Source organism: Clostridioides sp. GD02404 (assembly GCF_045898275.1).
GTDB lineage: Bacteria > Bacillota > Clostridia > Peptostreptococcales > Peptostreptococcaceae > Clostridioides > Clostridioides difficile_A.
In genome coordinates, this window is sequence record NZ_JBJOCA010000024.1 from 41425 (window position 1) to 64792 (window position 23368).

Genomic DNA, 23368 nt, shown 5'->3' on the forward strand with positions numbered 1-23368 from the left:
TTATTTAATTGGCATTTCAAACACTTTCTCTTGATTATGTCTAACTCTGCAAGAATCTATATAATCCATTTTCACTCCATCTTCAATAAACTTCTGTATTTCATTTAACACTTGTATAGCTCTTTCTTTATTCTCATATACAGCTATTTTTCTATTTTCATTTTCAAGTATTGCATACATTTGATTAAAACCTATTTCAACCCTATCGGCTCTCATTAAACCTAATCTATCTTGACTTCTAATTATTATCATTCCTAATACCCCCATCATCACATTTTCTTATATCATTTAACTTACTTAAATCTTCATATATATTCCCATCAACTTTAATTATTTCAAGTTCAGATAATCTAAAGCAATCTCCTGACATTTCATTCACTGCAATAAAACAACCATCTTTAAATTTTACCTCCCCTGCAAATTCTGTAAAAAATATACTTCTACATAAAACAATATCGCCTTCATAGATTTCTTTTCCATCACAATCATTCATGTTTGTATATATCATTAATTCAACCTCATCATAGTTGCAAAAATAATAACCTGCAGAATCTCTTAAATGCGTTTTTTCACTTTTCATTACTACTATTTTGAAGTCTCCAGTAATAAACTTGTTTAATAACTTCGACCAACATCTAAATTTTAAATCCATTTTTCATACCTCCAATATTTTTAACTTCTAGGAAGTAATATTGTATAACTACTACCTAGATTGTTTAACTTAACCGAATTTACTTTTTTCAAGCTGACCTCTCTTAGACATCTCACATAATTCTTTATCTGTGTATTTGTCAAAAGTCTGATTAAAATTATGAAACTTATTCTTATTATGCTTACTTGGTATAAGTTCAAAATCTCTCTCTAAAGCTGTTATAAGATAACCTGTGATACTTTTTACATTATCTGTATTTTTAACTAGCTCCAGTTTTTCTATTAGATAATCAATGTCTCTACCTGTATGTATAAATACATCAATGATTTTTTTAATGTCTTTAGATTCTAAATCAAAATATTTTTTTATTTTATCCACAACCACCGAATCGTCTTTATTGTTGTTGTTATTCTTATTGTTATTCTTATTGTTATTCTTATTGTTATTCTTATTGTCCCCGTATCGTGGTACGATTCGTTCACGTATCGTCGACGTATCGTAGGAATCGCTATTTTTAGCCATTTCATAATAATCCTCAAATATTTTTCTTATATCTGTTTTTTCTATTGATGGGATTACATATTTTATTAACTCAATATCTTTAACCTCTTTGAGTTCTTTATTGAGTAAATCCACAATTGGTTTGCCACCTTTAGTTAGGTTATATTTGCCCCAGTTTTTTATGGCAATTTCTCTAGTATCGGGATTATATTTAATACACTTATGGTGATTTATAAATCTATCCATTAATGCTCTTATACTTTCTTCTGAGTATCCCATCCAAAACGCTAATTGCTTCTTAGTCACTTGATAAACTCCTATTTGAGTTGTCTGAGGATTACTAAGAAGAAGTATGAAGAAGAATTTATCTTCTGGTGTCCATTCCTCTTGTACTTTTGGGTCAGTCCAAAAGCTTGTATATATCTGTCTAAAAACTGCCACTCTATCACCTCCTGTTATGCTCCTTTAAAACCTTGTTTCTCATATGCTGCACAAACAGCATCATATTCACTTTTATTTAAATCTTTTATATCTTTTCCTAGTTGCTTGAAAACCTGTTCTTTTAATAATACTTTATTAACTCCAGCACTATTAGCTATTGCATATAGTCTGCTTAGTTGTTTGTCAGTCAATATTCTATCTACTGTACTTTTACTTTGCTGAGTCTTATTGTTAGAATTACTCTTAGATTCATCTTTTCCACTTACTGCATCAAAACTATCATTCTCGGTTATGTTGAGTAACTGAATATATAAATATCTAGTTTGGTAAGTTTCAATTCCTCCTAATGCTTGTAACTCATTAGAACCTTTAAGTTGTAAGTCTCGCATTGGAGAAGTGAATGTAATCTGCTCTAATGGATTTTCTCCATTTATCAATGTTAATGTTGCATAGTCATTTGTAAAGGTCACTATAGGGCATAATTTAGCTTTTTCTAATAGCTCTGTCGCTTGTGGCAAGAAGTCTGCTAACTCAAAATACTTGAAGTTAGCGAACTTATTTTCTCCACTTTTCTTTAGATTTAACTTACTAAACTTGACTCTTACATCCATCAATTTAATGTAAATATTATTAGTTTCCAATTCCACCACGCTCCATATCTCTTACATTTCTTCTTAAAACTGACATAAAGCCATTTACATAATCTCCATATTCATTTTTCTTTTCATTATCTTTTAAATGCTCTTTAAACTGTTCTAAAGTCCAACCTTTTTTATGTTTTTCTATACAAGATTTTAAGGCTGATATTTCTCCAAACCTTTCATCCAAATCAATTTCATCAACTATAGTAAACTGTGAAAAAAATAATCTATCTTCTAAATCCTTAATTATCTCATTTCTTTTCATTTCTTCCCCCTTGTGCTATAATTAGCATATATGAATTTTCGTTTTTTTTTGATTAGAGCCATTGCAGTGGCTCTTTTCTACATTATTTGAACTGCTATGGGTCTATCTGTTTCAAATTCTTCTCTCATTAGCAGTTCTTCTGCTTCTTCGGTATCTTTTTCTATTCTCTTGTACTCTGCATATGCTTCATGCTTAATTCTGTCTTGTTCATCTGTCGTAAGACTTCTATCTGCCCATGCTCTTTGTACTATATCTAAATATATTAAATATTGTGCTTTTCTGTATTTTTCTATATCTTTGATTAATTCTTGTCTACTTTTCATTTTCCAACCCCCCTATTGATTCAATTTCTGAATTTAGCATAAGCAAAATATCCTCATATGCTCCTAATTCTTTTTCATCTGCTCTACACTTATATCCAATTGACTTTTTAAATTCTATCCTCTCATTTAGAGCCTGTATCTTATATTCTAAAAATCTTTTAGTTACTTCCATCTTCAATCCCCCTTAAAGTTCAAGTCCTCTTTGTTTACATTCTTCCATATAAGCTACACACTCTGCATAAAATCGTAGTGTAGGTACTTTCTTGTGTTTTTTGCAAAATCTTAGAAACCATCTTAGAGTCATTTAAATCACCCCCTCTCTAATTTCTTTCATTTCTCTAAGCATTTCTTTGATGTTTTTTCCTTGATTTCTAGTTATAAAATCATCTAATTCATAACTAGAAACTTTAGTCGCTCCTACATCAACAGATTTTAAAAGTCCCATTTTTATTAACTCATATCCAAACCCTTTATCTATCTTTAATCTCTTACTTGCTTCTTCAACAGACATTAAATAATCTGGATAACCTTTGCTTACTATAATTGTTAATTCTTTTGGTTCTAATAATTCTATTTTCGAAGTTTCATTTAAGTACTTTGAGATTTTATTTTTATAGTTGTTTAAATTCATTTCTACAACTTTACGAATACTTTCTGAAAAACAAGTTGATATGTTATCTAATTCATTAAAGCTTTTATCTTCTTGTTTATCTAAATTAAAGTTAGATATATTACCCAATTTCTCCACCACCATTTCAAGAATATTCTGTATTTATTACTTATCAAGAAAGTTATAAAATAGTGCATCAAGCATGTATAATAAGTGATTATCTTTGTCTATTGTCAATACTTCTTCATCTTCTATGTAAAACTTAATTAAATCTTCATCTAAACAATGAGTAATAAAAGAGTTATCATCACCACTTATTAACATTCCAACTTCTTTTAACACTCCTTGTTTATTTTTAATTTGAACCTCTGCTATTTCATCAAGAGTATTTTTTATACCATAAAATATATCTTCATTCATTGTTTCTACCTCCATAATTTTTAATTTTCAAAGTTCTAATTTAATATTGATAATTGTTTGCTACTTTTAAATTTATTAATGAAATAAACTTGACCTTTTCCAGTAATCTTTGGTGTTTTAGTTACACTTACATATCCATTTGGGTGAACTCTTGTACCTTCTTTAGTTTCTATAACGCCCAAATTCACGCTTTTTTGAGTTGGTGTATTGTAATCCTCACCTTTACGTTTTATTAAGTAGCCATTATCTCTTAACCATGTAAACAATCTTTTCTCTCCTGTATCAATTCCATTTTGTTTAAGTAATTTTGCTAGTTCTCCAACCAATATAGAGTCATTAGAAGATGCTACTGAATCAGCAAATAATACTTTAGGTTGTTGTAATTGTATTATGTTGTCTTTTTTCTTAATTAAAGATTGGCTTTCTTCTTGTTCTTTTATCCAACACTTAGCGCGTTCAATTGGGTCATCTATCATATAGCTACACTTTAGTTGTTCTTTTAATTCTTGCTCCATTTCTTCAAACTTAGTTACATAAATTGCTGTAAATATAATTCCTTTTTCACCTGTCATTTTATTAGCTACCATATCGCAACCTTTTTTAGTTAATAAATAGCAAGGTTGAATTTTATTTTGAGTATTTATATAAGTGCTTTCTATAAAGAAATCTTGACTCTTCAAATTTGATGAGTCCTCTAAAATCTTCTTATATCCTCTTATATCTCTTAACAAATTATCATGCTTCTTTTCTATCAACTCTGCGACTTCTCTACTCTCAACTAAAAATTGATTATTTTGATTAATTATTCTTAAATTATTCATGTTTATCTACCTCCTTTTTATTCACAATTTGCGAATTATTTATTTAAAAAAATATCTCTTACATCTGTATTAAAAAAATCTGATATTTTTATTGCTTCACTTATTGTGAATCTCCTAACGCCATTTTCTTTGCTTGAGTAAGTATTCGGATTCATCCCTAGTAGTTTTGCCAAATCTCTTTGTCTCAGTCCTTGTCTTATTCTAAGAGATTTTAAAATATAGTTTTTCAATATATATCACTCCTTTTATTCTCAATTTGAAGTTTCTATATTTATATAGTACACTTCGTTTTGTGAATTGTCAATCTATTTTTTGTTTTTTTATTCCTTTTTGCGAATTAAAATCACAAATTGCGTATTTTGTAGTAGAATAAGAGTAACTACATTCGTTATAGTTTTAAGAGGGGGACAATTACAATGTGTAAAGATGAAAGTAATATATTTTCTAGAAGATTAAGAGAAGAGAGAGAAGAACTTGGTTTAATGCAAAAAGAGATGGCTAATAAATTAAGTTTACCAGCAAATACTTATAACGGATATGAAACTGGAAAAAGAAGTCCAGCACTTGATGTTGTAAGACATATAGCTGATACTTTAGATATATCAACTGACTATTTATTAGGTAGAACTAATATTAAAATTAATATTTCTAATATCACAGAAAAAGAACTTATTGAAAAGTTAAATCCCTCTGATGATATGAAAGAGATACTTAATATTTTTAGCAAACTTGATGATGATTCTAAAAATAGAGCTCTAAAGATAGCAAAACTTTTTTTAGAAGAACAAAATACTAAAAACAAAGAATAAACATAAAAATTATATAATATATAAAAAAAGAGGATTCAATCCTCTTTTTTTATATACTTAAATTCTGACTTTATTTCTTCTTTACAATTATAAAATTTAGCTTCATCAATAGTTTCTAATTTCTTCATGATTTCATAAAATGTTATTATTTTTGAACAATCTGAGTCTCCCACTCACGTCACCCTCTTTTTATAATATTATAATTCATACACCTTATTAGAACTTACGTTCGTAAAGATAGGTGTAAAATCTCCAAAATTTTAGTTAGATTTATATATGATTTTTTATATAAATCTGTTTTATACTTCGATAGATTAATAATAATACCTCATCAATAAAAAAACAATAATTTCATGTGTTTTTGTAAAAAAAGTTGGAATTTCAGCGTTTTTAGTGATTTTATCTTGAAAATAAATTATTTTTATGGTTGTCAAATAATCTTTTTTTTAACATTTTTAAATTTCATATTTTTCAAAAAAAGTCAATTTTTTTTTGCATTTTAATGATTAAAATTATATTTTCCAAATATATGTTATATTTTTATTCAAAAATTTTACATTAAAATTTAAATAAATAAAAAATATATATTATCTTTTGATTTATATATACTTTTCTAGTATATAAAATTAATATTAAAAGTTTTTTAAGAAAATTTGTTATTTTTTTTTCATTGTTTTTACTCATATATTTTTTGCAACCTTCTAAAAATTCCCTTGTAAATATATTATACAGTTTAATATTTTCTTGCAACTTACTTAATATAAAAATTTTAATTTAAAAATATATTTTTCTCTTTTTTATTTCATATATTATCCAGTGTTTTATATTGTCTGTATTGTTACTAATTTTATTTTTGATTTTTTATTAAAATTTATTATATTTTTCATAACTCCCTAAAAATTTGTAAAATAAATTCTTTTATTCTTTAATTTTCTCTAGCTGGATAGAGTTATTTCTTACTTATATTTTAGCACAAATTTCCAACAAAAAAATCGACTAATAGGAAACTTTTCCCCACAAAAATGCACATAATATAATTATCTGAATTTACTAAAAAATATATTAAAAGGTGATTTAAATTTATGTTAAGACAACTGAGAAAAATGAGACATTTAACACAATTAGAGCTAGCAGAGAAAATTAATTATAACAAAAGCTATATTTCCAAATTAGAAAAAGGTAATTATAAAAATGTGACCATTACTACAATAGTTGATTTAGCAATCGGGTTAGAAGTTAACTATTTAATAGTAGCAGCAATATTTATACTAGAAGAATTGAAAAGAAGAAAAGAAAAAAATAGACTAGTTAAATACTAGTCTAGCTCTATATTATTTAAAAATTATTACTGTAATTTTGTAATTTTACTATTTGACCATGTACATTCAAAATACAAGTCTAGAAATTAGCTTTATTTACAAGGTAAATAAAATCAATACTATTATCTTCTGTATGTAGACTAATTAAATCGTTCTTTTTTAAATACTTAATTACATATTTTTCCTATATACATAGCATTTGTAAAGAAAGTTTTATATACTTAAATTATTATTATCAAGTAGAATACATTAGAAATTAATTAAATCCAAGAGGAGGAATCTTTTATGAGTATTTTTAATCTATTCAGAAAAAATAAAAATAAAAATAAAAACAATATTGATTGCAATGAAAAATCTAACAAATCAAAACAAACCTATAATGATGGCACTACACTTTCACTAGAATGCGATTCTACTTCACCCCATAATATAGAAGTAAAAAATGAAATTAATAAAGTATTGAATGCAAGTTATAATGATACAACAAGTTTATATGAATTAGAAAAACAAGCAAGAGAAAAATCCGATGCTTTATATGATATACATACTAATAGTGTTAATGAGTTTAATCCACAAAACAATATATTAAAAACAGATACTAAACCACTTACATCAATAGAAAAATCTTTCTTAAAATACATAATTGGAGAAAATATATGTGAACCTTATATAGCAGCCTATTGGACATATGAATATAATATTAACTATTCATATTTAATTTCTAAGTTTTTCAATATGGATTATCTTAAGATTTCAAATTACATTGAAGACCTTACTAAATTAACAGTTTCTGAATTGAAAGAAATATTAAAATCTAATAATATTAAATCAACTGGTAAAAAGGCTGATTTAATAGAAAGAATAGAAAAAGAAATCTCACAAGAGGATTTATCTAATTTTTTTAATAGCTCAAACAAATATTATGCTTTAACAAAAAAAGGAAAAGAAATGTTGAAAGATGTACATAAATCTGCTACTAAAAATATTGACCTAGAAAACCAATGTTTAGAATTAATTTATACTAATAAATATGAGGAAGCATATGACTTAATTTGCAAATATGAATCATCTAAAAATATCCAAAGAGGAATTAATATAAACTGGGAAAATCATAAAATTACACCTACACAAATTAAATCTTATGAAACCATAAAGGAATTAGATATAAACTTAAAAGACATACTCTTAGATAACATAATTAAATCATCCTATATACTTTGTGATATGTTAGGAAATAATACCAAAACTTCTATATTAGTAAAGCGTTTGGTAGGAGAAAAAATTGATAATATAGAAATTAATAATGCTATAAATAGTATAAATGATGTAATATACAATCACTCTACCATAATATATAACGAGACTGATAGTAGTAATAGTAAAAATCTACATTATATAGATATTGTTAAAAATAACAAATCAATACCATTCGAAGTTAATGATAAAAATTACAACTTCAAAATTAATGAAAATGAAATCTACTTCTTTAATATACTTAAAATTAAAATGTATGAAAATGAATTAAAAAATAATTTTGTGTTTGATAGAATGTCAGATGGAGCTTTCAACATATTTGATGCTTCAGGTAACTTCATTGGTAAAGTTAAATTACAAGGTAGAAAAAAATGGATAATGTACATGAAAAATGAATTTGGTTCAGAACATATTTATGGAGAATTAATTCACTTAATTGATGGTATTGATGCTTGGATTAAATATTCAAAAGAATATCTAAAATAATAAAGAGCCACTTAAAATGAGTTTTAATAATTTTAAGTGGCTTTTCTTTATACTCAAAATACTGGTACATAATTATAAAAATATTCTATTATTTTTCTAATTTCTGTTATCTTTATAATCTAATTAAATTCTTTTAAATAATTACCATTTTGTTTTATTTTTACGTTTTTCTTCAAATATATGGAAATTATGCATAAAATTTTATATACTTAAATTGTTATTATCATAAAGTAGAACAAAAAATAAAAAAGGAGTTTTAATATGAACAATGAAAATGAACAATTAAAAAGTGATTTGCTCATCAACGATGAAAAAATCAAAAATCTTAATTTCAGGATACCTTGGTACTACTCTTTATGGACTATATCCATACTAATTCTTTCTACATTTTCAACATACTCTATATCATTTATAGTTGCAATAATATTTTTATTCAAAAGAAATAAGATAATGAAAAAACATAAAAATAGTATTAGTATGTTATTATCTGATATCGAAAAAATCAATAATAAATATATTTCATTAAATGATGAAATTAAAATGAAAGAAAAACACTTTAAAGATTTATGTGAATCAAATGAAAAAACTTTAAAGGAATTATCCAATCTATTAGATAAAAAGAAAACTGAAATTGATAAATTTGATTCAGAAAACCAAGATAAATTTAAACTTATTGAAGAATTAAAAATAGAAAAACAAAGACTTGATAATCTTATAAACGATAAAAATATACTTAAGGGTAATATTAATACTTTAAACTCTCATTTGGAAGAATTAAAAGATGAGAGGGAAGAGCTTAGAGATATAAATGAAACTTTAAAAAATAAAAAAGAAGAGTTAAAAAGGCTATCAGAGGAATTAATACAGACTGAAGATGAAGTTCTACTTCAATCATTCGGATTATATAATCCAAAATATGATTTTGAGAATTCTGACGAGTATATGGAAAAATTAAAAGAAATAAGAGAAATGCAAAAACTATTAATAAGAAATAAAACAGGTGTAAAATATTCCGATTCTTGGACTGTTGATGGAAGTATTCAAAAAGGTAGAACTATGACTAATCAAAATATTAAAACAGCTCTTAAGCTCTTCAATAGTGAGTGTGACATCGCTATGTCAAAAGTTAGTTTTAAAAATATTGATTCTATAGAAAAAAGAATACGAAAAGCATTTACTGATACAAATAAATTAAATACCTCAAATAAAGTTTCTATAAAAGAAAACTATCTTAATTTGAAAATAGATGAGCTTTATTTATATTATGAATATCTTCAAATGAAAGAAGAAGAAAAAGAAGAACAAAGAGCTTTGAGAGAACAAATGAAAGAAGAAGCTCTTGTTCAAAAAGAAATAGAGAATCAAAAAAGAAAACTGAAAAAGGAAGAATTACAATTCAAAAATGAATTGCTTAGACTAAAATCAACTATACCAGAAGATGAAAACGACAAATTAGAATGGGAACAAAAAATCAATTCTATAGAAGAAAAACTAGCCTTACTATCAAAAGATTTAGATGATGTATTAAATAGAGAACAAAATACAAGAGCTGGACATGTATACATAATCTCCAATATCGGTAGTTTTGGAGAAAATATATATAAAATAGGTGTAACTAGAAGATTAGACCCAACTGAGAGAATAAACGAATTAAGTAGTGCATCAGTGCCTTTTAAATATGATATACATGCGACTATATTTAGTGAAGATGCACCCAAATTAGAGTCAGCTTTACATAAAGCATTTGATAATAAAAGAGTTAATAAGGTAAATAATAGAAAAGAATTCTTCGAAGTTACTCTTGATGAAATAAGGTCAGAAGTCGAGAAAAATTTCGATAAGACAGTAGAATATACAAAATTAGCAGAAGCACAAGAATATAGACAAACGTTGAAAATACAAGAATTAAATAATAAATTAGCTTAAATATATTCAAACAAAAAGAGTGTTTGCACAAATTCTTTTTGTTTGAATTTTTAAATTAAATTGTCACAAGTTAATTTGTTTCATCTATGCCATTATCAAAAAACCTCTTCTATGATGGAACAAATAATACTAAAATCCTCAATGCCTATCAATTAGCATACCACTTAGTTATTTATATTCAAAATAATTTTCTCCATCTGGGCTATAAAATAATATTCTACTTGCCAATCCTTGTTCATATTTATAGTTTTCTTTATCACCTGAATAAGAAAATGTCAGCGACATACTTCTTGATGGGTCTAATGAAATTATATCTAAATAAATAGTACATTTTTCTCCTGGTTTTAATACACTAAAACTATTAAAATCCATCTTTATTTTAGCATATTGTCCCATATACAATGTTGAATTAGCTTCTCCATAAACTTTTAATTTTGTTATATCTAAATTTTGTGTACTTGTATTTTCTATATTTACAGGAACAGTTGGGTCTTTATATTCTTCAGTATAATATTCAAGGTTCTCATCGTAACATTCAAGGTAGCTTCCTTTATCTTTCCAAATTATGTGATTCGAATCAAAATCAATCTTTAATCCACATATTATATTCTTATTTGAAGCTGGAAGACTAATGTTATTAATTGTATTTTCACACTCTAATATAACTTTATCACTAAGATTTCCTATCCTTGTTACTTTTGTAGCATTTTTAAGCATATCTTTATTACTTCCAGCATCAACTAGCGCAATTGGAGTATTTTTAGCAATAGTAGAACCAACAAGTGCATATACTAAATCTGTTCCACTTGCTATGTAAAATTCTTTTGCTCCATTATAGAATTTATTTACTATCTTCTTATTAGTATCATATCTATCTACTCCACCCAATCTAGTTGAATTAGTATCATTTACTAAGTTATCACTCATTGATGAAGTTCCACCTATTGCATAACTTTCTATTCCAGTAGTATTAAATGGTACACTTTTTCCATCAGTCAATACTATAGGTGCTTTGTCTCTAACAGCCACAGAGGCAACACTCATAGCATCTGGTTCACCTTTAAAACCATTAGTTAATATAACTTTGTTTACTTTATCAATAGAATTTATCTCTTTTGCTACATTGTAACTTGTCTTAATTCTATCACTGCCTTGAAGCCTTTTAGTTTCTATTCCTTTATCTTTTAGAAAAGTTTCTGTTGCTTTATCAATAGAACTTTCTCCACCAATTATGTACACTTTATTAGCTTTCTCTACTCTTTTAATAGTTTCATTTGGTATGTTATTCTTCTTAGTCAAAAGAATTGGAGCATTTGTAGCTCCTGCAAGTCCACTCGCACTTAGCCCATCAGCCATAGTACTATCTGCATTTACAAGTATTGCAGTGGTATAACTTTGTTTATCTGCAATAATCCCAGCAGTTTCATATTTATCTGCTCCTTGAATTTTATCAATTTTATCAAGTGCATTTGCAGATACAGGACAAGCAACAATAAACATTGACATAGCTAATCCTAGTGATAATAATTTCTTTGATTTCACAATATCTCCCCCTTTTTCATATCACTCAATTAAATTGTATAACAAAAATATATTATATGTTGTCGAAAGCACAAACTATTTCCACTCAATTAACGACATTAAATAACATTAGAATAAATTATTTTCTTATAATTTTATTCTTTATAATATATATAATTGTTATAATATAATTGAAGCATTTTACTTTAAACACATTATTTAATCTTGAGAGGGGAAATTTTCATGAAGGGCGGAGTAAGAAAAAGAGGTAAGAAGTGGTATTACTATTTTGATGCAGGTATAGTAGATGGTAAGAGAAAAAAAGTAGAAAAAGTTGGTGGAGAAACTAAAAAAGAAGCTGAAAAAGCTTTAAGAGATGCAATAAATGAATATGAAAATGCTGGTATAATATTTGATGAAACTAATATGAGTTTATCTAATTATTTAGACTTTTGGTATAAAGAATATGTACTTCTTAATTGTAAATATAACACTCAAATAAATTATAGAAACTTAATTAAAAACCATATAGAACCTAAACTTGGCAAATATAAATTAAAATCTATAAATCCAGCTATTATACAAGAATTCTTAAATAATAAAACAAAAGAAACATACACTCAAAATGGAGAAGAGATGCACTATACAAAAGGCAATTTGAAAGCTATCTATGGTGTATTAAACTCTGCTTTAAAATCTGCTGTTTATCCTTACAAACTTATTAAAGAGAATCCTACTCAATACACTAATATACCAAAAAATATTGTGGATACAAAAAAAGATTCAGATAACAAAACTATAACATTAGATGAATTCAATAAAATTTTAGAGATATACCCTAAAAATACAAACATCCATATTCCTTTGATAATAGGATTTTATACAGGAATGAGAAAAGGAGAGATATTAGGTCTTTGTTGGGACAATGTTGATTTAGATAACGACATAATCAAAGTTAGGAAAAATTTAATAAAAAGAAAAGTTTCAGAATTTGAATTAACTTCACCTAAAACAAAAACATCCATAAGAGATATTAAAATAGGTAATACTTTATCTAAAATATTAAAAGAAGAAAAATTAAATCAAAAAAAGCAGAAAATTAAACTTGGAAAATGGTATATAGAAACTGAGCATGATTGGGTTTGTAGAAAAAAAGATGGTTCATTTATAAATCATAACAATATTGATGCTTGTGTAAGAACAATTAACAAAAAGTTAAATCTTGACTTCAATTTTCATTGTCTAAGACATACACATGCTACCCTACTATTAGAAAATGGAGCTAATGTAAAATATATCCAGCAAAGATTGGGACATAGCCAATTATCAACTACCATGGATACATATTCACATGTTACAAATAAAATGGAAAGTGAAACAATAGATATTTTAGAGAATCTTGTAAAATAATTTGCCACCGAAAAAGATTATGGTGGCAAATCGGTGGCAAAAGCAATAATAAATTCTATTTTTTTACTTAAATTCAGCTATTTAGCCATTTTATATAAAAAAATCGAATTTACCCTTGATGTACGTTCTTGTTCTCAAGAAGTTCTTGATAGTTCAGTAGAAAAGATATTCAACGAAATATCTCATATATGTGAGGATAGAAAGCTTAATTATACAAGTGAACTTTCTTTTGAAAATGTTCCTGTACCATGTTCTGATAAAATAACTAAAACTATAGAAAAAAGTTTTATAGACTTAAACCTTAATCCTTTTTATATTTACAGTGGAGCTGGTCATGATGCTCAAGAAATGGACAATATAACTGATATTGGCATGGTATTTATAAGATGCGCTGGAGGAATAAGTCATAATCCTGACGAAAGTGTTTCTGTAGATGATTTAGACATTGCTGTAAAAATATTTTTAAAAATATTAGATAATCTCGATTTAAAATAATTTTATACCAGAAAAAATACACAATTAAAGCATATTATCATTACTTACCTTATGCTATGTAATTGTATTATATTATCTATTATAAAAGCAGACTTTTATACTATTATATAATCAGTTTTGATATTTTATACCTAAGATAAATTTGTACATTAAGGAGATAATTTTTATGGATGAAAAATTAATTGGAATTTTAGCTGGAATGGGCCCAAGGTCAACTGCACCATTTGTGGATTTAGTTATTGATGAATGTCAATCACAATATGGAGCAAAATATGATGATGAGTTCCCAAAGATGATGATATATTCCTTACCTACTCCATTTTACATTGACCGTTCAATAAACCATGAACTTATGAAACAAACTATTATTGATGGTTTGCAAAAACTTGAATCAATTGGAGTAAATTTTATTGCTATGCCATGTAATTCAGCACATATATACTTTAAAGAATTAAAAGAATCAATTAATATACCACTGTTAAACATTGTAGAAGAAACCATTAAGAAACTTCCTACTGTCTCACAAAAAGTAACCCTTTTTTCAACTAAATCAACATTTGAATCTACAATTTATCAAGAGGGCATACTACATAATGGGCATGAGTTTATATTTAAAGATGAATGGCAGAAAAAATTAAATACTCTTATTCAAAATATAAAAACAGATAAAGGAAACCCATATAATATTGATATTTGGAATGAACTTATTGAAGATGTGAAAAAAGAATCTATTAAAAATATAATAATTGCTTGTACTGATTTAAATGTAGTTTTAGAAAAATCTCATTCTTCAATTAATATTATCGATTCATCAAAATGTTTAGCTGAAGCAGTTATCAACAAATATCTAAAACTAGCTAAATAAATTTTTAGATACTATATTTTAGAAAAGATACAAGTTGTTTGTTTAGTAAAAAAAATATAAACCTATAGTTTTATATTTTAGTTCTTTGATGATATAAAATTTAGCTATATATTATAGTATTTTAATAGAAAAGGATACCAAGATTGGTATCCTTTTTAAATATTTTTCTATTTATTACACTTAAGATTATACTATTGAATAGTACCCATAGAATTAGATAACTCTTGTCCTGCTGTAACAAGATTAGATAATAATACATCAGCTACTGCATCATTAACTGAACTTATTATCCATTTGTTATCTTTTTTAGAACACTCAAACTCTACAGTTTTTGTTACATAAGTCTCTTTAACACTTTTTTGTTTTTCTTTCATAATTGATACTAGCATTTCAGTTGTTTTTTCATCAGTTAAGTCTTGTCCTGAAAAACTCATACCAAGCATCTTTGTAAATGCTTCAGCTACTATCTCTTTAAGTAATGGTGTTGAATCTACAAACTTACACTCTACTTTTACTGTCGCCTTATTATCTTTAATCTCACTATCTTTTATTGTATATGTGATTTTAGATGCATTCTGTTTTAGATAATCTAAAGCATACTGTGCATTTGGGTCTTTTGTATCTAGTTCTTTTAATACATCTTTATATTTTTCGTCATTATTCTCCATTACCTTATTCATGCCTTCAAAGTCAAACTTCTTTGCACTGTTAAAAAAACTATCGATTGTATCCTCTGGTTTTGCACTTGAACATGCTGTTAAAGATATTGCTAATAAAAAAGTTGTTAAAACTAATATGATTTTTTTCATATCTCAAATCCTCCCTCTTAATTTGTTGATACATAAGTTATTTTAACATATAATAAGAGTTTTTGAATAATATATTTAGAATATTTATGCATTTTCCTTAAAATAAGGCTTAGGATAAAGGATGTCTATACTAAACTGTTATTCATGTCTACATCAGTCATAGTAGAAACCATAACCGCTTTTATAGTATGCATTCTATTTTCAGCTTCTTCAAATACCTTTGAATATTTTGAATTAAATACCTCATCTGTAACCTCTAGCTCTGATAATCCAAATTTTTCATAAATTTCTTGAGCAACTTTAGTTTCTAAGTCATGGAATGCTGGAAGGCAGTGTAAAAATATAACATTTTCATTTTCAGTTTTCTTTATCATTTCCATATTTACTTGATAATCCTTAAGTTGATTTATTCTTGTTTCATATTGTTCTTCTTCTCCCATAGAAACCCATACATCTGTATATATAACATCTGCACCTTTTACATCATTAATATTCTCAGTCAATATTATATCTCCCTTAGATTTCTTAGCTATCTCCTTCATATCCTTCACTAACTCTTCATTTGGCCAAAGTTCTTTAGGTGCAAGTGCTACAAAATGGATTCCCATTTTGGCACATCCTATCATTAATGAATTTCCCATATTATTTCTAGCATCACCAACATACACGAATTTGACTTTATTCAAATCCTTATCTACATTTTCAATCACTGTTAAAAAATCTGCAAGTATTTGCGTTGGATGGTATTCATCTGTAAGTCCATTCCAAACAGGTACACCAGAATATTTAGCCAAGCTTTCAACTGTTTCCTGTTTAAAGCCTCTAAACTCTATTCCATCATAAAATCTGCCTAAGACTTTTGCTGTATCAGATACAGACTCTTTTTTTCCCATATGGCAATCATTAGGGCCTAGATAAGTTACATGTGCTCCTTCATCATGGGCAGCTACTTCAAATGAACATCTAGTTCTTGTTGATGTTTTCTCAAATAATAAAGCTATATTTTTCCCTTGTAGTAAATCTCCTTTTATGCCGACCTTTTTCTTAGTTTTTAAATAACTAGATAAAGTTAATAAGTATCTGATTTCCTCTTTTGTAAAATCCTTTAATGTTAAAAAACTCTTTCCCTTTAAGCTTATATTATTCATATTCATTCTCCCCTTTTTGTAAACTTTTTAAATTCAGTTAAATTTGCGAGTTATTTATTTTATATATCTTAATTCTTTTTTTTAATTATTTGTTTTTGAATATTTAGTTAATTTCTAGTAGTATGTCTTTTAAAATTTTAAGAGCCTCATCTATTTCTTTGTAACTGACTGTTAATGGTGGTAAAAATCTTAATACATTTTTACCAGCAGTCAAAATAAGCAACCCTTTTTTTCTAGCTTTCTCTTCTATAATGCTAGATTCAACGCTAGTTTCAATTCCTATCATCAAACCAAGACCTTTTGTGTTTAGTACTACTTCACTATTAAAATCTTCAATATATTTTCTTATATAAGCACCTTTTTCTGTTATATCATTATAAAAACCTTCTTTAGATATCTCATCTAATACAACTGTAGCTGCCACCATGGCCAATAAATTACCTCCAAAGGTTGTACCTTGGTCTCCTTTTCCTAGTACTTTTGAAAGCTTTTCATTTACTAATACTCCACCTATTGGTATGCCTGCTCCTAATCCTTTTGCTACTGTAACTATGTCTGGTTTTACATCAAAGTATTCATATCCAAAAAGCTTACCAGTTCTTGCTATACCACATTGGACTTCATCAAAAATCAACACTATATCTTTTTCTTTACATATTTTTGATAGTTCTAAAACATAATCTTTTTCAAGTACATTAACTCCACCTTCACCTTGGATTGCTTCGAGTATTATTGCACAAACACTTGAATCTATGTTACTTTTTAAATCTTCAATATTATTTCTTTCTATATACTTAAAACCTTCAGGAAGTGGATAAAAGTACTTATGATATTTATCCATACCAGTTGCCATTAAAGACATCATTGTTCTACCATGAAAAGAGTCTTTTAAACTTATAATAGTTCCTCTACCTTCACCATATTTATCACTACTATACTTTCTTGCTATTTTAAATGCTGTCTCATTTGACTCTGTTCCAGAATTACAAAAATATACTTTATCCATTCCACTTATATTAATTATTTTCTCTCCAGCATATAATACTGGTTCATTAAAATATAGATTTGAAGTATGAAGTAGTTTATCCACTTGTTCTTTTAAAGCATTTTTTAGACTGTTATTACTATATCCAAGAGAAGATACTCCATATCCACTTGTAAAATCTATATACTTATTACCATCAATATCAAAAAAGCAACTTCCTTTACCATAATCTATAACAAAATTAGGTTGATTATATGTATCTATAAAATATTCATTCCATTTTGAGATTGTACTGTTCTTATTCATTCTTATCATCCCCTCTTAAATTCATAATTTTCTTATATATTATTTTCGTTTCTATTCATTTTCTTTTCTTATTAATGTTCCTATACCACTATCAGTAAATAACTCTGTTATTATAGAATGAGGAACTCTTCCATCCAAAATATGCACTCTATTTACTCCATTATTTAAGGCATCTACACAACCACGTATTTTAGGTATCATACCTCCAGTAATTATTCCTTCTGCAAATAATTTATCAACATTCTCTAATATAACTTCTGTTATTAATGATTTTTCTTCATCTGGATCTCTTAATAAGCCAGGTACATCTGTAAGAAGTATCAATTTATCTGCATTTAATTCCTTGGCTATAGCAGAAGCTGCTGTATCTCCATTTATATTATACGTTTCGCCATCCTCTCCAACACCTATAGTGGCAATTACTGAAATATAACCTGACTTTAAACAAGATTCTATAAGCTCCACATTTACTTTTTTGATTTCACCTACAAATCCTAGTTCATAATTTTTATACGGGTCGCATAAAAGCATATTATTATCTATTCCACAAAGACCCACTGCTTTTCCACCTTTCGTATGTATTTTATTCACTAAGTCTTTATTTACTTTACCAGCAAGCACCATTTTTACAATTTCCATAGTCTCTTCATCTGTATATCTAAGTCCATTTACAAATTTACTTTCTATATCTACTTTTGCGAGCATCTTATTAATTTCTGCCCCTCCACCATGTACTAGAACTATATTGATTCCAACATAACTCATTAGTACAAGGTCTTCCATAACAGATTCTTTTAGACCATCTTTTTTCATTGCACTTCCACCATACTTAACCACAATAGTCTTACCTTGATGTTTTTCTATATAAGGTAAAGCTTCTATAAGTGTATTTGCTTTTTCTATATTAATCATTAAAATATTTCCTCCTAATTTCTATAGCTTCCATTTATTCTTACATAATCATAGCTTAAGTCACATCCCCATGCATTTCCTCGAGCATTTCCCATATTTAAATTTACTAATATACTTATTTCATCATCTTCAAGAATTTTTTTTGCTTTTTCTTCATTAAAATCTAATCCATTTCCATTTTTACATACTTCAATATATCCCTTCATACTCTCAAAAATAATATCCACTTTTTCCATATCTATATCTTCACCTGCATATCCTAAAGCACACAGTATTCTTCCCCAGTTTGCATCAGCTCCAAATACAGCGGTCTTTACTAGTGAAGAAGATATAACTGTTTTTGCTAATTTTACTGCATGTTCTTCACTTAATGCTCCATTTATATAACATTCAATTAATTTTGTACATCCTTCTCCATCTTTGGCAACCAATTTAGCAAGTTCTATACAAACATATGTAAGTGCACTCAAGAATACTTGATAATGTTCATCCTTTTTACTCATCTTCTCATTCTTTGCTTTTCCATTCGCTAGAATCATTACCATATCATTAGTACTTGTGTCTCCATCTACACTAACTCTATTGAAACTTTTATCAACAGCCACCTTCAAAGCTTCTTTTAACAAAACTCCATCAATATTTGCATCAGTAGTTATAAATCCTAAAGTTGTAGCCATATTAGGGTGTATCATACCTGAACCTTTTGCCATACCTCCAATAGTTATCTTTTTATCCCCATACATTATTGCTACTGCTATTTCTTTTTTTATAATGTCAGTCGTCATAATTGCTTCTCTTGCTCCAATATGACCTTGCTTGCTTAGATTATTCACTAATTCATCCATATTTTCTTCTATTAAGTCTATATTTAATGGCTTTCCTATAACACCTGTAGATGCAACTAAAACATCATTTTCCTTAATATTTAATTTATCACTAGTGAATTTAGCCATTTTATAAGCATTTATAAGTCCTTCTTTTCCATTAAATGTGTTAGCATTAGCACTGTTTACTATAATAGCCTGTGCTTTTCCATTTTTAATATGTTCCTGTGTTACATAAACAGGATTTCCTTTTACCTTATTTTGAGTAACTACCGCTGCTGCATCACATAAAACATCTGAATAAACCAAAGCTAAATCTCTTTTTTCTTTATTTTTTCTCAAGCCACAGTGAATTCCAGAAGCAAAGAATCCTTCTGAAACTGTAACTCCACCCTTTATAATTTCCATCTTTATCCTCCTACCTATATGAGTTTAGTATTTTTTATTCCTAAAATGATGGTGCTATATTTTTTAAACCTGTAGTTTCATCAATACCGAACATTATATTCATATTCTGTATAGCTTGCCCTGCTGCTCCCTTAATCATATTGTCTATAGCTGAGCAAATTATCAATGTATCTCCATTTTCATGTAATGATATTGCACATTTATTTGATAACTTAACATTCTTTAAAGAGGCTACTTTTCCCAATGGAAGAACTTCTATAAATTCTTTATATTCATAATAATCAGTTAATTTTTCATATATCTGATTTATAGAGATATTATCCTCTTTTGCACAATATATAGTTGATAATATCCCTCTATTTACTGGAATTAGATTCGGTGTAAAAACTACATTTATTTTTTCTTTATATGCTTCACTTAAATTTTGTTCTATCTCTGGAGTATGTCTATGTTTGCCTATTTTATATGCAGTTATATTTTCATTAACCTCAGTAAAGTGGCTACTAAGTGACAATTCTCTACCAGCCCCTGTAAGACCTGATTTAGAGTCAATGATTATATTATTGCATTTTATTAACTTAGAACTCAATAATGGTATTAATGGTAAAGAAATACTAGTAGGATAACATCCTGGATTTGCAATTATATCTGCATCTTTTATATCATCCTCATATATTTCACTTAATCCATAAATAGCTTTTTTATGTAAAGTCTCATCTATAAATGATACTCCATACCACTTGCTATATATTTCTTCATCTTTTATTCTAAAATCAGCACCTAAATCTATAACTTTCTTTTTAGATTCAATTGCTTTTATTGCAAACTTTTCACTAACCCCATGTGGGAGAGCAGTGAACACAACATCACACATATCAATAACTTTTTCGTTTTCCATGCATATCATGCTATTTTTATAGCCTATACTCGGGTATAGTTCAACTATATCTTTTCCTACATACGAATTTGAACCTATTGCTGTCACTTCAACTTTATCATGGTTTATTAATAATCTTAGTAATTCTACTCCAACATATCCAGTTGCGCCAATAATCCCAGCTTTTATTTTACTCATTTTATTCCCTCCATTTTATATTAAAGCAATATTAGAATTCTATTTTTATTTCTTATCATATAATAATCATTTGATAATACATAGATTAAAACCTTCTAACTAAAATAAAAGCCCCTTAGTATTATAAATACTAAGAGGCGAATTTCCGCGGTACCACTCTTATTGGTAAAATTATAACAATCTCTACAAATCAAATCAGAAAGTATCTGCAAATGAATTCTTAAAATTAAAAAAGCCTCTTGGTCAAAGACCAAGAGACGAATATACACCCGCGTTACCACTCTAATTGATAAGATAATCTTACCCACTCTAATCTCTTAAGGCGAGACTCACCAATTACCATACTATTAATTCTGGTAATCTTCTCCAAAGCTCTATTCACAATAAAATTCATTACTAGGCTTCCACCATCCCCAGCTCTCTATCAATTATTTTTATGCTACTCTCTTTTTCATAGAATTTCAATTTATTTTCTTATTGTTTTATATGATAGTTTATTTTTTTAACTTTGTCAATATAATTTATAAAATTTTGGAAATTTTTTCTATATGCTTAATTTCCACCATTTTGTATTAGAATTTCGATATAATTTAAATCCACATCGTAATAAAACATTTTGTGAAGCGATATTTTCAATATCAGTTTCAGCTATTACAAAAGATACATTTGGTTGATTTAATCCCCAGTCACATATTTTTTCAACTGCTTCTGTCATATATCCTTTTTTTCTGTAATTATCACCTAAACCATAACCAATCTCAATTTCACCATGAAAATTTGGTACATCTTTAAAATCAACTAGGCCTATAACTTTACGATTTTCATTTAACATAATAAACCAAAATGTATAAAATAATATATTTTTTTTATCTTTATTAGCAATATTTATTTGTCCTTTTACAATATCATAGAAAAATCCAGTTACTGGTTGTGCACAATAAGTACAATTTAATTCTCCTTCTAATTTTGAGTTATCGAAAATCCAAAGCTCAAGTTGACGAAGTGATAGTGGAATTAAAGTTAATCTTTTTGTTTTTAATATCATTTTTTCTCCTTTTTAAGAGAAAGATTATAATTGTTATCAAAAAAACACCTAAACAGATACAATAACAATCCTTCTATTATTGTTTATATATATTTTAATCTGTTTAAAGAGTCTTTTCATATTCATCACCTCCTAATACTATTCTTTTATATTATCATATATCAATTTAAGAGACATCTAAAATATATTAAATTATAGAATACTACAATTTCAGATTGCAATATTTATATCATTTTTTAGTTATATATTTTGAACCTTACTATCTAAAAATTTTTCAATCTTTTTCTCAGAAAGTATCTCATTAGTCATAAATTCACCATTAAAGAAAAGACTGTATGTAGTAAATGGTGCAGGAGCATTTTGAGCTTCTTTTGCTGTTTCAAATTTTATGAGATTTACATCTATACTTCTAGAATCTGCAATTTTCTCCAAAATAGAAGCATATTTTTCTGTGTGTGGACACTGGTTACTATAATATAAAACGATGCTCTTTCCATTTAATTTTCTTTGCTTCACACAATCCTTAAAACATGGAATAGGAGCATTATCAGTAAATGGAAGATATAATAACTCATAATTTGGTTCTGATGTATCTGCTAAACAAAATCCCCTATATTTTAGATATTTAGCATCAGATAAAAACGGCATTTTTTTACTGGATGAAAGCACAACTAATCCATATTTTCCTTTTGATTTTGCATCATCAATACATTCCTGTAGCAATAAATTAGAATATCCTTGACCTTTGAATTTTCCAGATAACCAAAAACAGTTAATAAACATATAATTATCTGCAATAATAGGAGACCATGCATTTTCTGCTGGAATATATTCTATAAAAGCTTTACCTCTTACATCAAGTCGTTTAAAAACAAGACCTTTATCAAAATGATTTTTCATCCAAAGTTTTTTAGAAAGAGCACAATTTTCTCCTTTTTTTTCAGAAATTGAACAGCATATATGTTCATTGTCAATATTATTTATATTTATATCAATAATTTTCATACTTTTCTCCTTTTCTAATTATATAATAGTTTATGAATATCATTTATATATTTTTATTTTAACATTTTAAATACGACAATATTATGTCATAT

Annotated in this window: 28 protein-coding genes and 1 other annotated feature; of the genes, 7 read left to right on the forward strand and 21 right to left on the reverse strand. The window is 26.9% G+C overall.

Features of this window, described 5'->3' with window-relative positions; translation table 11 throughout:
- The 11 genes from Q3287_RS14285 to Q3287_RS14335 form a co-directional block, all read right to left on the reverse strand.
- Complete coding sequence (locus Q3287_RS14285) at positions 1–252, reverse strand: hypothetical protein (RefSeq protein WP_407964290.1); 252 nt, start codon at positions 250–252, stop codon at positions 1–3.
- Positions 239–652 carry a YopX family protein gene (locus tag Q3287_RS14290; RefSeq protein ID WP_021385624.1) on the reverse strand — a complete coding sequence of 138 codons (414 nt, stop codon included), beginning with the start codon at positions 650–652 and terminating at the stop codon, positions 239–241. Before Q3287_RS14290 ends, Q3287_RS14285 begins: the two co-directional genes overlap by 14 nt.
- 69 nt (positions 653–721) lie before the next feature.
- Positions 722–1594 (reverse strand): hypothetical protein, encoded by an 873-nt coding sequence (locus Q3287_RS14295; RefSeq protein WP_407964291.1) that lies wholly within the window; start codon positions 1592–1594, stop codon positions 722–724.
- Positions 1595–1608: 14 nt separating this feature from the next.
- Entirely contained in the window at positions 1609–2235 is a 627-nt protein-coding gene (locus tag Q3287_RS14300; protein ID WP_407964292.1) for an ERF family protein, read from the reverse strand.
- A complete protein-coding gene (locus Q3287_RS14305; RefSeq protein WP_407964293.1) occupies positions 2225–2500 on the reverse strand; it encodes a hypothetical protein in 276 nt (91 codons plus the stop codon). Before Q3287_RS14305 ends, Q3287_RS14300 begins: the two co-directional genes overlap by 11 nt.
- 77 nt (positions 2501–2577) lie before the next feature.
- Complete coding sequence (locus Q3287_RS14310; protein ID WP_077711462.1) at positions 2578–2823, reverse strand: hypothetical protein; 246 nt, start codon at positions 2821–2823, stop codon at positions 2578–2580.
- Positions 2813–2995, reverse strand: coding sequence for a hypothetical protein (locus tag Q3287_RS14315; protein ID WP_095904208.1), 183 nt, complete (start codon positions 2993–2995; stop codon positions 2813–2815). The genes Q3287_RS14310 and Q3287_RS14315 overlap by 11 nt, the downstream gene beginning before the upstream one ends.
- A gap of 132 nt (positions 2996–3127) precedes the next feature.
- Complete coding sequence (locus Q3287_RS14320) at positions 3128–3571, reverse strand: helix-turn-helix domain-containing protein (RefSeq protein WP_167640271.1); 444 nt, start codon at positions 3569–3571, stop codon at positions 3128–3130.
- Between the two features lie 27 nt (positions 3572–3598).
- Complete coding sequence (locus Q3287_RS14325; RefSeq protein ID WP_167640222.1) at positions 3599–3853, reverse strand: hypothetical protein; 255 nt, start codon at positions 3851–3853, stop codon at positions 3599–3601.
- Between the two features lie 35 nt (positions 3854–3888).
- On the reverse strand, positions 3889–4674 hold the full coding sequence (locus tag Q3287_RS14330; RefSeq protein WP_407964294.1) for a phage regulatory protein/antirepressor Ant: 786 nt from the start codon (positions 4672–4674) through the stop codon (positions 3889–3891).
- A gap of 35 nt (positions 4675–4709) precedes the next feature.
- A complete protein-coding gene (locus Q3287_RS14335) occupies positions 4710–4904 on the reverse strand; it encodes a helix-turn-helix transcriptional regulator (RefSeq protein WP_407964295.1) in 195 nt (64 codons plus the stop codon).
- Between the two features lie 186 nt (positions 4905–5090).
- Here Q3287_RS14335 and Q3287_RS14340 point away from each other — a divergent pair, with 186 nt between their 5' ends.
- The gene (locus tag Q3287_RS14340) at positions 5091–5483 is read left to right on the forward strand and encodes a helix-turn-helix domain-containing protein (RefSeq protein WP_407964296.1); all 393 of its coding nucleotides are present in this window, start codon (positions 5091–5093) and stop codon (positions 5481–5483) included.
- A gap of 35 nt (positions 5484–5518) precedes the next feature.
- Here Q3287_RS14340 and Q3287_RS14345 read toward each other — a convergent pair whose 3' ends face one another.
- On the reverse strand, positions 5519–5656 hold the full coding sequence (locus tag Q3287_RS14345; protein WP_407964297.1) for a hypothetical protein: 138 nt from the start codon (positions 5654–5656) through the stop codon (positions 5519–5521).
- Positions 5657–6565: 909 nt separating this feature from the next.
- Here Q3287_RS14345 and Q3287_RS14350 point away from each other — a divergent pair.
- The 3 genes from Q3287_RS14350 to Q3287_RS14360 all read left to right on the forward strand — a co-directional run bounded on the left by Q3287_RS14350 (position 6566) and on the right by Q3287_RS14360 (position 10468).
- Positions 6566–6802, forward strand: a complete 237-nt coding sequence (locus tag Q3287_RS14350; protein ID WP_332850899.1) for a helix-turn-helix transcriptional regulator — start codon at positions 6566–6568, stop codon at positions 6800–6802.
- 285 nt (positions 6803–7087) lie between these two features.
- A complete protein-coding gene (locus Q3287_RS14355; RefSeq protein ID WP_407964298.1) occupies positions 7088–8542 on the forward strand; it encodes an SAP domain-containing protein in 1455 nt (484 codons plus the stop codon).
- A gap of 261 nt (positions 8543–8803) precedes the next feature.
- Entirely contained in the window at positions 8804–10468 is a 1665-nt protein-coding gene (locus Q3287_RS14360) for a DUF4041 domain-containing protein (protein WP_407964299.1), read from the forward strand.
- A 168-nt stretch (positions 10469–10636) separates the two neighbouring features.
- Here Q3287_RS14360 and Q3287_RS14365 read toward each other — a convergent pair whose 3' ends face one another.
- Positions 10637–12010, reverse strand: coding sequence for a cell wall-binding repeat-containing protein (locus Q3287_RS14365; protein ID WP_407964300.1), 1374 nt, complete (start codon positions 12008–12010; stop codon positions 10637–10639).
- A gap of 222 nt (positions 12011–12232) precedes the next feature.
- On the opposite strand from Q3287_RS14365, the gene Q3287_RS14370 reads away from it, so the two are divergent.
- The 3 genes from Q3287_RS14370 to Q3287_RS14380 all read left to right on the forward strand — a co-directional run bounded on the left by Q3287_RS14370 (position 12233) and on the right by Q3287_RS14380 (position 14759).
- Positions 12233–13399 carry a tyrosine-type recombinase/integrase gene (locus tag Q3287_RS14370; RefSeq protein WP_407964301.1) on the forward strand — a complete coding sequence of 389 codons (1167 nt, stop codon included), beginning with the start codon at positions 12233–12235 and terminating at the stop codon, positions 13397–13399.
- A 33-nt stretch (positions 13400–13432) separates the two neighbouring features.
- Positions 13433–13894, forward strand: a complete 462-nt coding sequence (locus tag Q3287_RS14375) for a M20/M25/M40 family metallo-hydrolase (protein ID WP_407964302.1) — start codon at positions 13433–13435, stop codon at positions 13892–13894.
- Positions 13895–14060: 166 nt separating this feature from the next.
- Entirely contained in the window at positions 14061–14759 is a 699-nt protein-coding gene (locus tag Q3287_RS14380) for an amino acid racemase (RefSeq protein WP_167640667.1), read from the forward strand.
- 191 nt (positions 14760–14950) lie between these two features.
- Here Q3287_RS14380 and Q3287_RS14385 read toward each other — a convergent pair whose 3' ends face one another.
- The 8 genes from Q3287_RS14385 to Q3287_RS14420 form a co-directional block, all read right to left on the reverse strand.
- Positions 14951–15568, reverse strand: a complete 618-nt coding sequence (locus Q3287_RS14385; protein WP_054270481.1) for a DUF4878 domain-containing protein — start codon at positions 15566–15568, stop codon at positions 14951–14953.
- Positions 15569–15693: 125 nt separating this feature from the next.
- Positions 15694–16716, reverse strand: a complete 1023-nt coding sequence (argF, locus tag Q3287_RS14390) for an ornithine carbamoyltransferase (protein ID WP_231300828.1) — start codon at positions 16714–16716, stop codon at positions 15694–15696.
- Between the two features lie 103 nt (positions 16717–16819).
- Positions 16820–18007: an aspartate aminotransferase family protein gene (locus Q3287_RS14395; protein WP_407964303.1), complete on the reverse strand. Its 1188-nt coding sequence runs from the start codon at positions 18005–18007 to the stop codon at positions 16820–16822.
- Between the two features lie 51 nt (positions 18008–18058).
- Positions 18059–18919, reverse strand: a complete 861-nt coding sequence (gene argB / locus Q3287_RS14400) for an acetylglutamate kinase (RefSeq protein ID WP_054270484.1) — start codon at positions 18917–18919, stop codon at positions 18059–18061.
- Positions 18920–18933: 14 nt separating this feature from the next.
- The gene (argJ, locus tag Q3287_RS14405; RefSeq protein WP_074178217.1) at positions 18934–20151 is read right to left on the reverse strand and encodes a bifunctional glutamate N-acetyltransferase/amino-acid acetyltransferase ArgJ; all 1218 of its coding nucleotides are present in this window, start codon (positions 20149–20151) and stop codon (positions 18934–18936) included.
- Positions 20152–20191: 40 nt separating this feature from the next.
- A complete protein-coding gene (gene argC, locus Q3287_RS14410) occupies positions 20192–21226 on the reverse strand; it encodes an N-acetyl-gamma-glutamyl-phosphate reductase (RefSeq protein ID WP_407964304.1) in 1035 nt (344 codons plus the stop codon).
- Between the two features lie 250 nt (positions 21227–21476).
- Positions 21477–21690, reverse strand: a binding site (T-box leader).
- An 80-nt stretch (positions 21691–21770) separates the two neighbouring features.
- Complete coding sequence (locus Q3287_RS14415; protein ID WP_054270487.1) at positions 21771–22271, reverse strand: GNAT family N-acetyltransferase; 501 nt, start codon at positions 22269–22271, stop codon at positions 21771–21773.
- Between the two features lie 240 nt (positions 22272–22511).
- Positions 22512–23276, reverse strand: a complete 765-nt coding sequence (locus Q3287_RS14420; RefSeq protein WP_054276850.1) for an N-acetyltransferase — start codon at positions 23274–23276, stop codon at positions 22512–22514.
- Between the last annotated feature and the right edge of the window lie 92 nt (positions 23277–23368).

Coding starts and splice junctions, on each gene's coding strand:
- Q3287_RS14285 (WP_407964290.1), bottom strand. CDS start 252: ATGATAATAATTAGAAGTCAAGATAGATTAGGTTTAATGAGAGCCGAT.
- Q3287_RS14355 (WP_407964298.1), top strand. CDS start 7,088: ATGAGTATTTTTAATCTATTCAGAAAAAATAAAAATAAAAATAAAAAC.
- argC (WP_407964304.1), bottom strand. CDS start 21,226: ATGAGTAAAATAAAAGCTGGGATTATTGGCGCAACTGGATATGTTGGA.
- argF (WP_231300828.1), bottom strand. CDS start 16,716: ATGAATAATATAAGCTTAAAGGGAAAGAGTTTTTTAACATTAAAGGAT.
- Q3287_RS14340 (WP_407964296.1), top strand. CDS start 5,091: ATGTGTAAAGATGAAAGTAATATATTTTCTAGAAGATTAAGAGAAGAG.
- Q3287_RS14325 (WP_167640222.1), bottom strand. CDS start 3,853: ATGAATGAAGATATATTTTATGGTATAAAAAATACTCTTGATGAAATA.
- Q3287_RS14315 (WP_095904208.1), bottom strand. CDS start 2,995: ATGGAAGTAACTAAAAGATTTTTAGAATATAAGATACAGGCTCTAAAT.
- Q3287_RS14415 (WP_054270487.1), bottom strand. CDS start 22,271: ATGATATTAAAAACAAAAAGATTAACTTTAATTCCACTATCACTTCGT.
- Q3287_RS14350 (WP_332850899.1), top strand. CDS start 6,566: ATGTTAAGACAACTGAGAAAAATGAGACATTTAACACAATTAGAGCTA.
- argB (WP_054270484.1), bottom strand. CDS start 18,919: ATGATTAATATAGAAAAAGCAAATACACTTATAGAAGCTTTACCTTAT.
- Q3287_RS14395 (WP_407964303.1), bottom strand. CDS start 18,007: ATGAATAAGAACAGTACAATCTCAAAATGGAATGAATATTTTATAGAT.
- argJ (WP_074178217.1), bottom strand. CDS start 20,151: ATGGAAATTATAAAGGGTGGAGTTACAGTTTCAGAAGGATTCTTTGCT.
- Q3287_RS14370 (WP_407964301.1), top strand. CDS start 12,233: ATGAAGGGCGGAGTAAGAAAAAGAGGTAAGAAGTGGTATTACTATTTT.
- Q3287_RS14360 (WP_407964299.1), top strand. CDS start 8,804: ATGAACAATGAAAATGAACAATTAAAAAGTGATTTGCTCATCAACGAT.
- Q3287_RS14305 (WP_407964293.1), bottom strand. CDS start 2,500: ATGAAAAGAAATGAGATAATTAAGGATTTAGAAGATAGATTATTTTTT.
- Q3287_RS14330 (WP_407964294.1), bottom strand. CDS start 4,674: ATGAATAATTTAAGAATAATTAATCAAAATAATCAATTTTTAGTTGAG.
- Q3287_RS14385 (WP_054270481.1), bottom strand. CDS start 15,568: ATGAAAAAAATCATATTAGTTTTAACAACTTTTTTATTAGCAATATCT.
- Q3287_RS14310 (WP_077711462.1), bottom strand. CDS start 2,823: ATGAAAAGTAGACAAGAATTAATCAAAGATATAGAAAAATACAGAAAA.
- Q3287_RS14290 (WP_021385624.1), bottom strand. CDS start 652: ATGGATTTAAAATTTAGATGTTGGTCGAAGTTATTAAACAAGTTTATT.
- Q3287_RS14380 (WP_167640667.1), top strand. CDS start 14,061: ATGGATGAAAAATTAATTGGAATTTTAGCTGGAATGGGCCCAAGGTCA.
- Q3287_RS14420 (WP_054276850.1), bottom strand. CDS start 23,276: ATGAAAATTATTGATATAAATATAAATAATATTGACAATGAACATATA.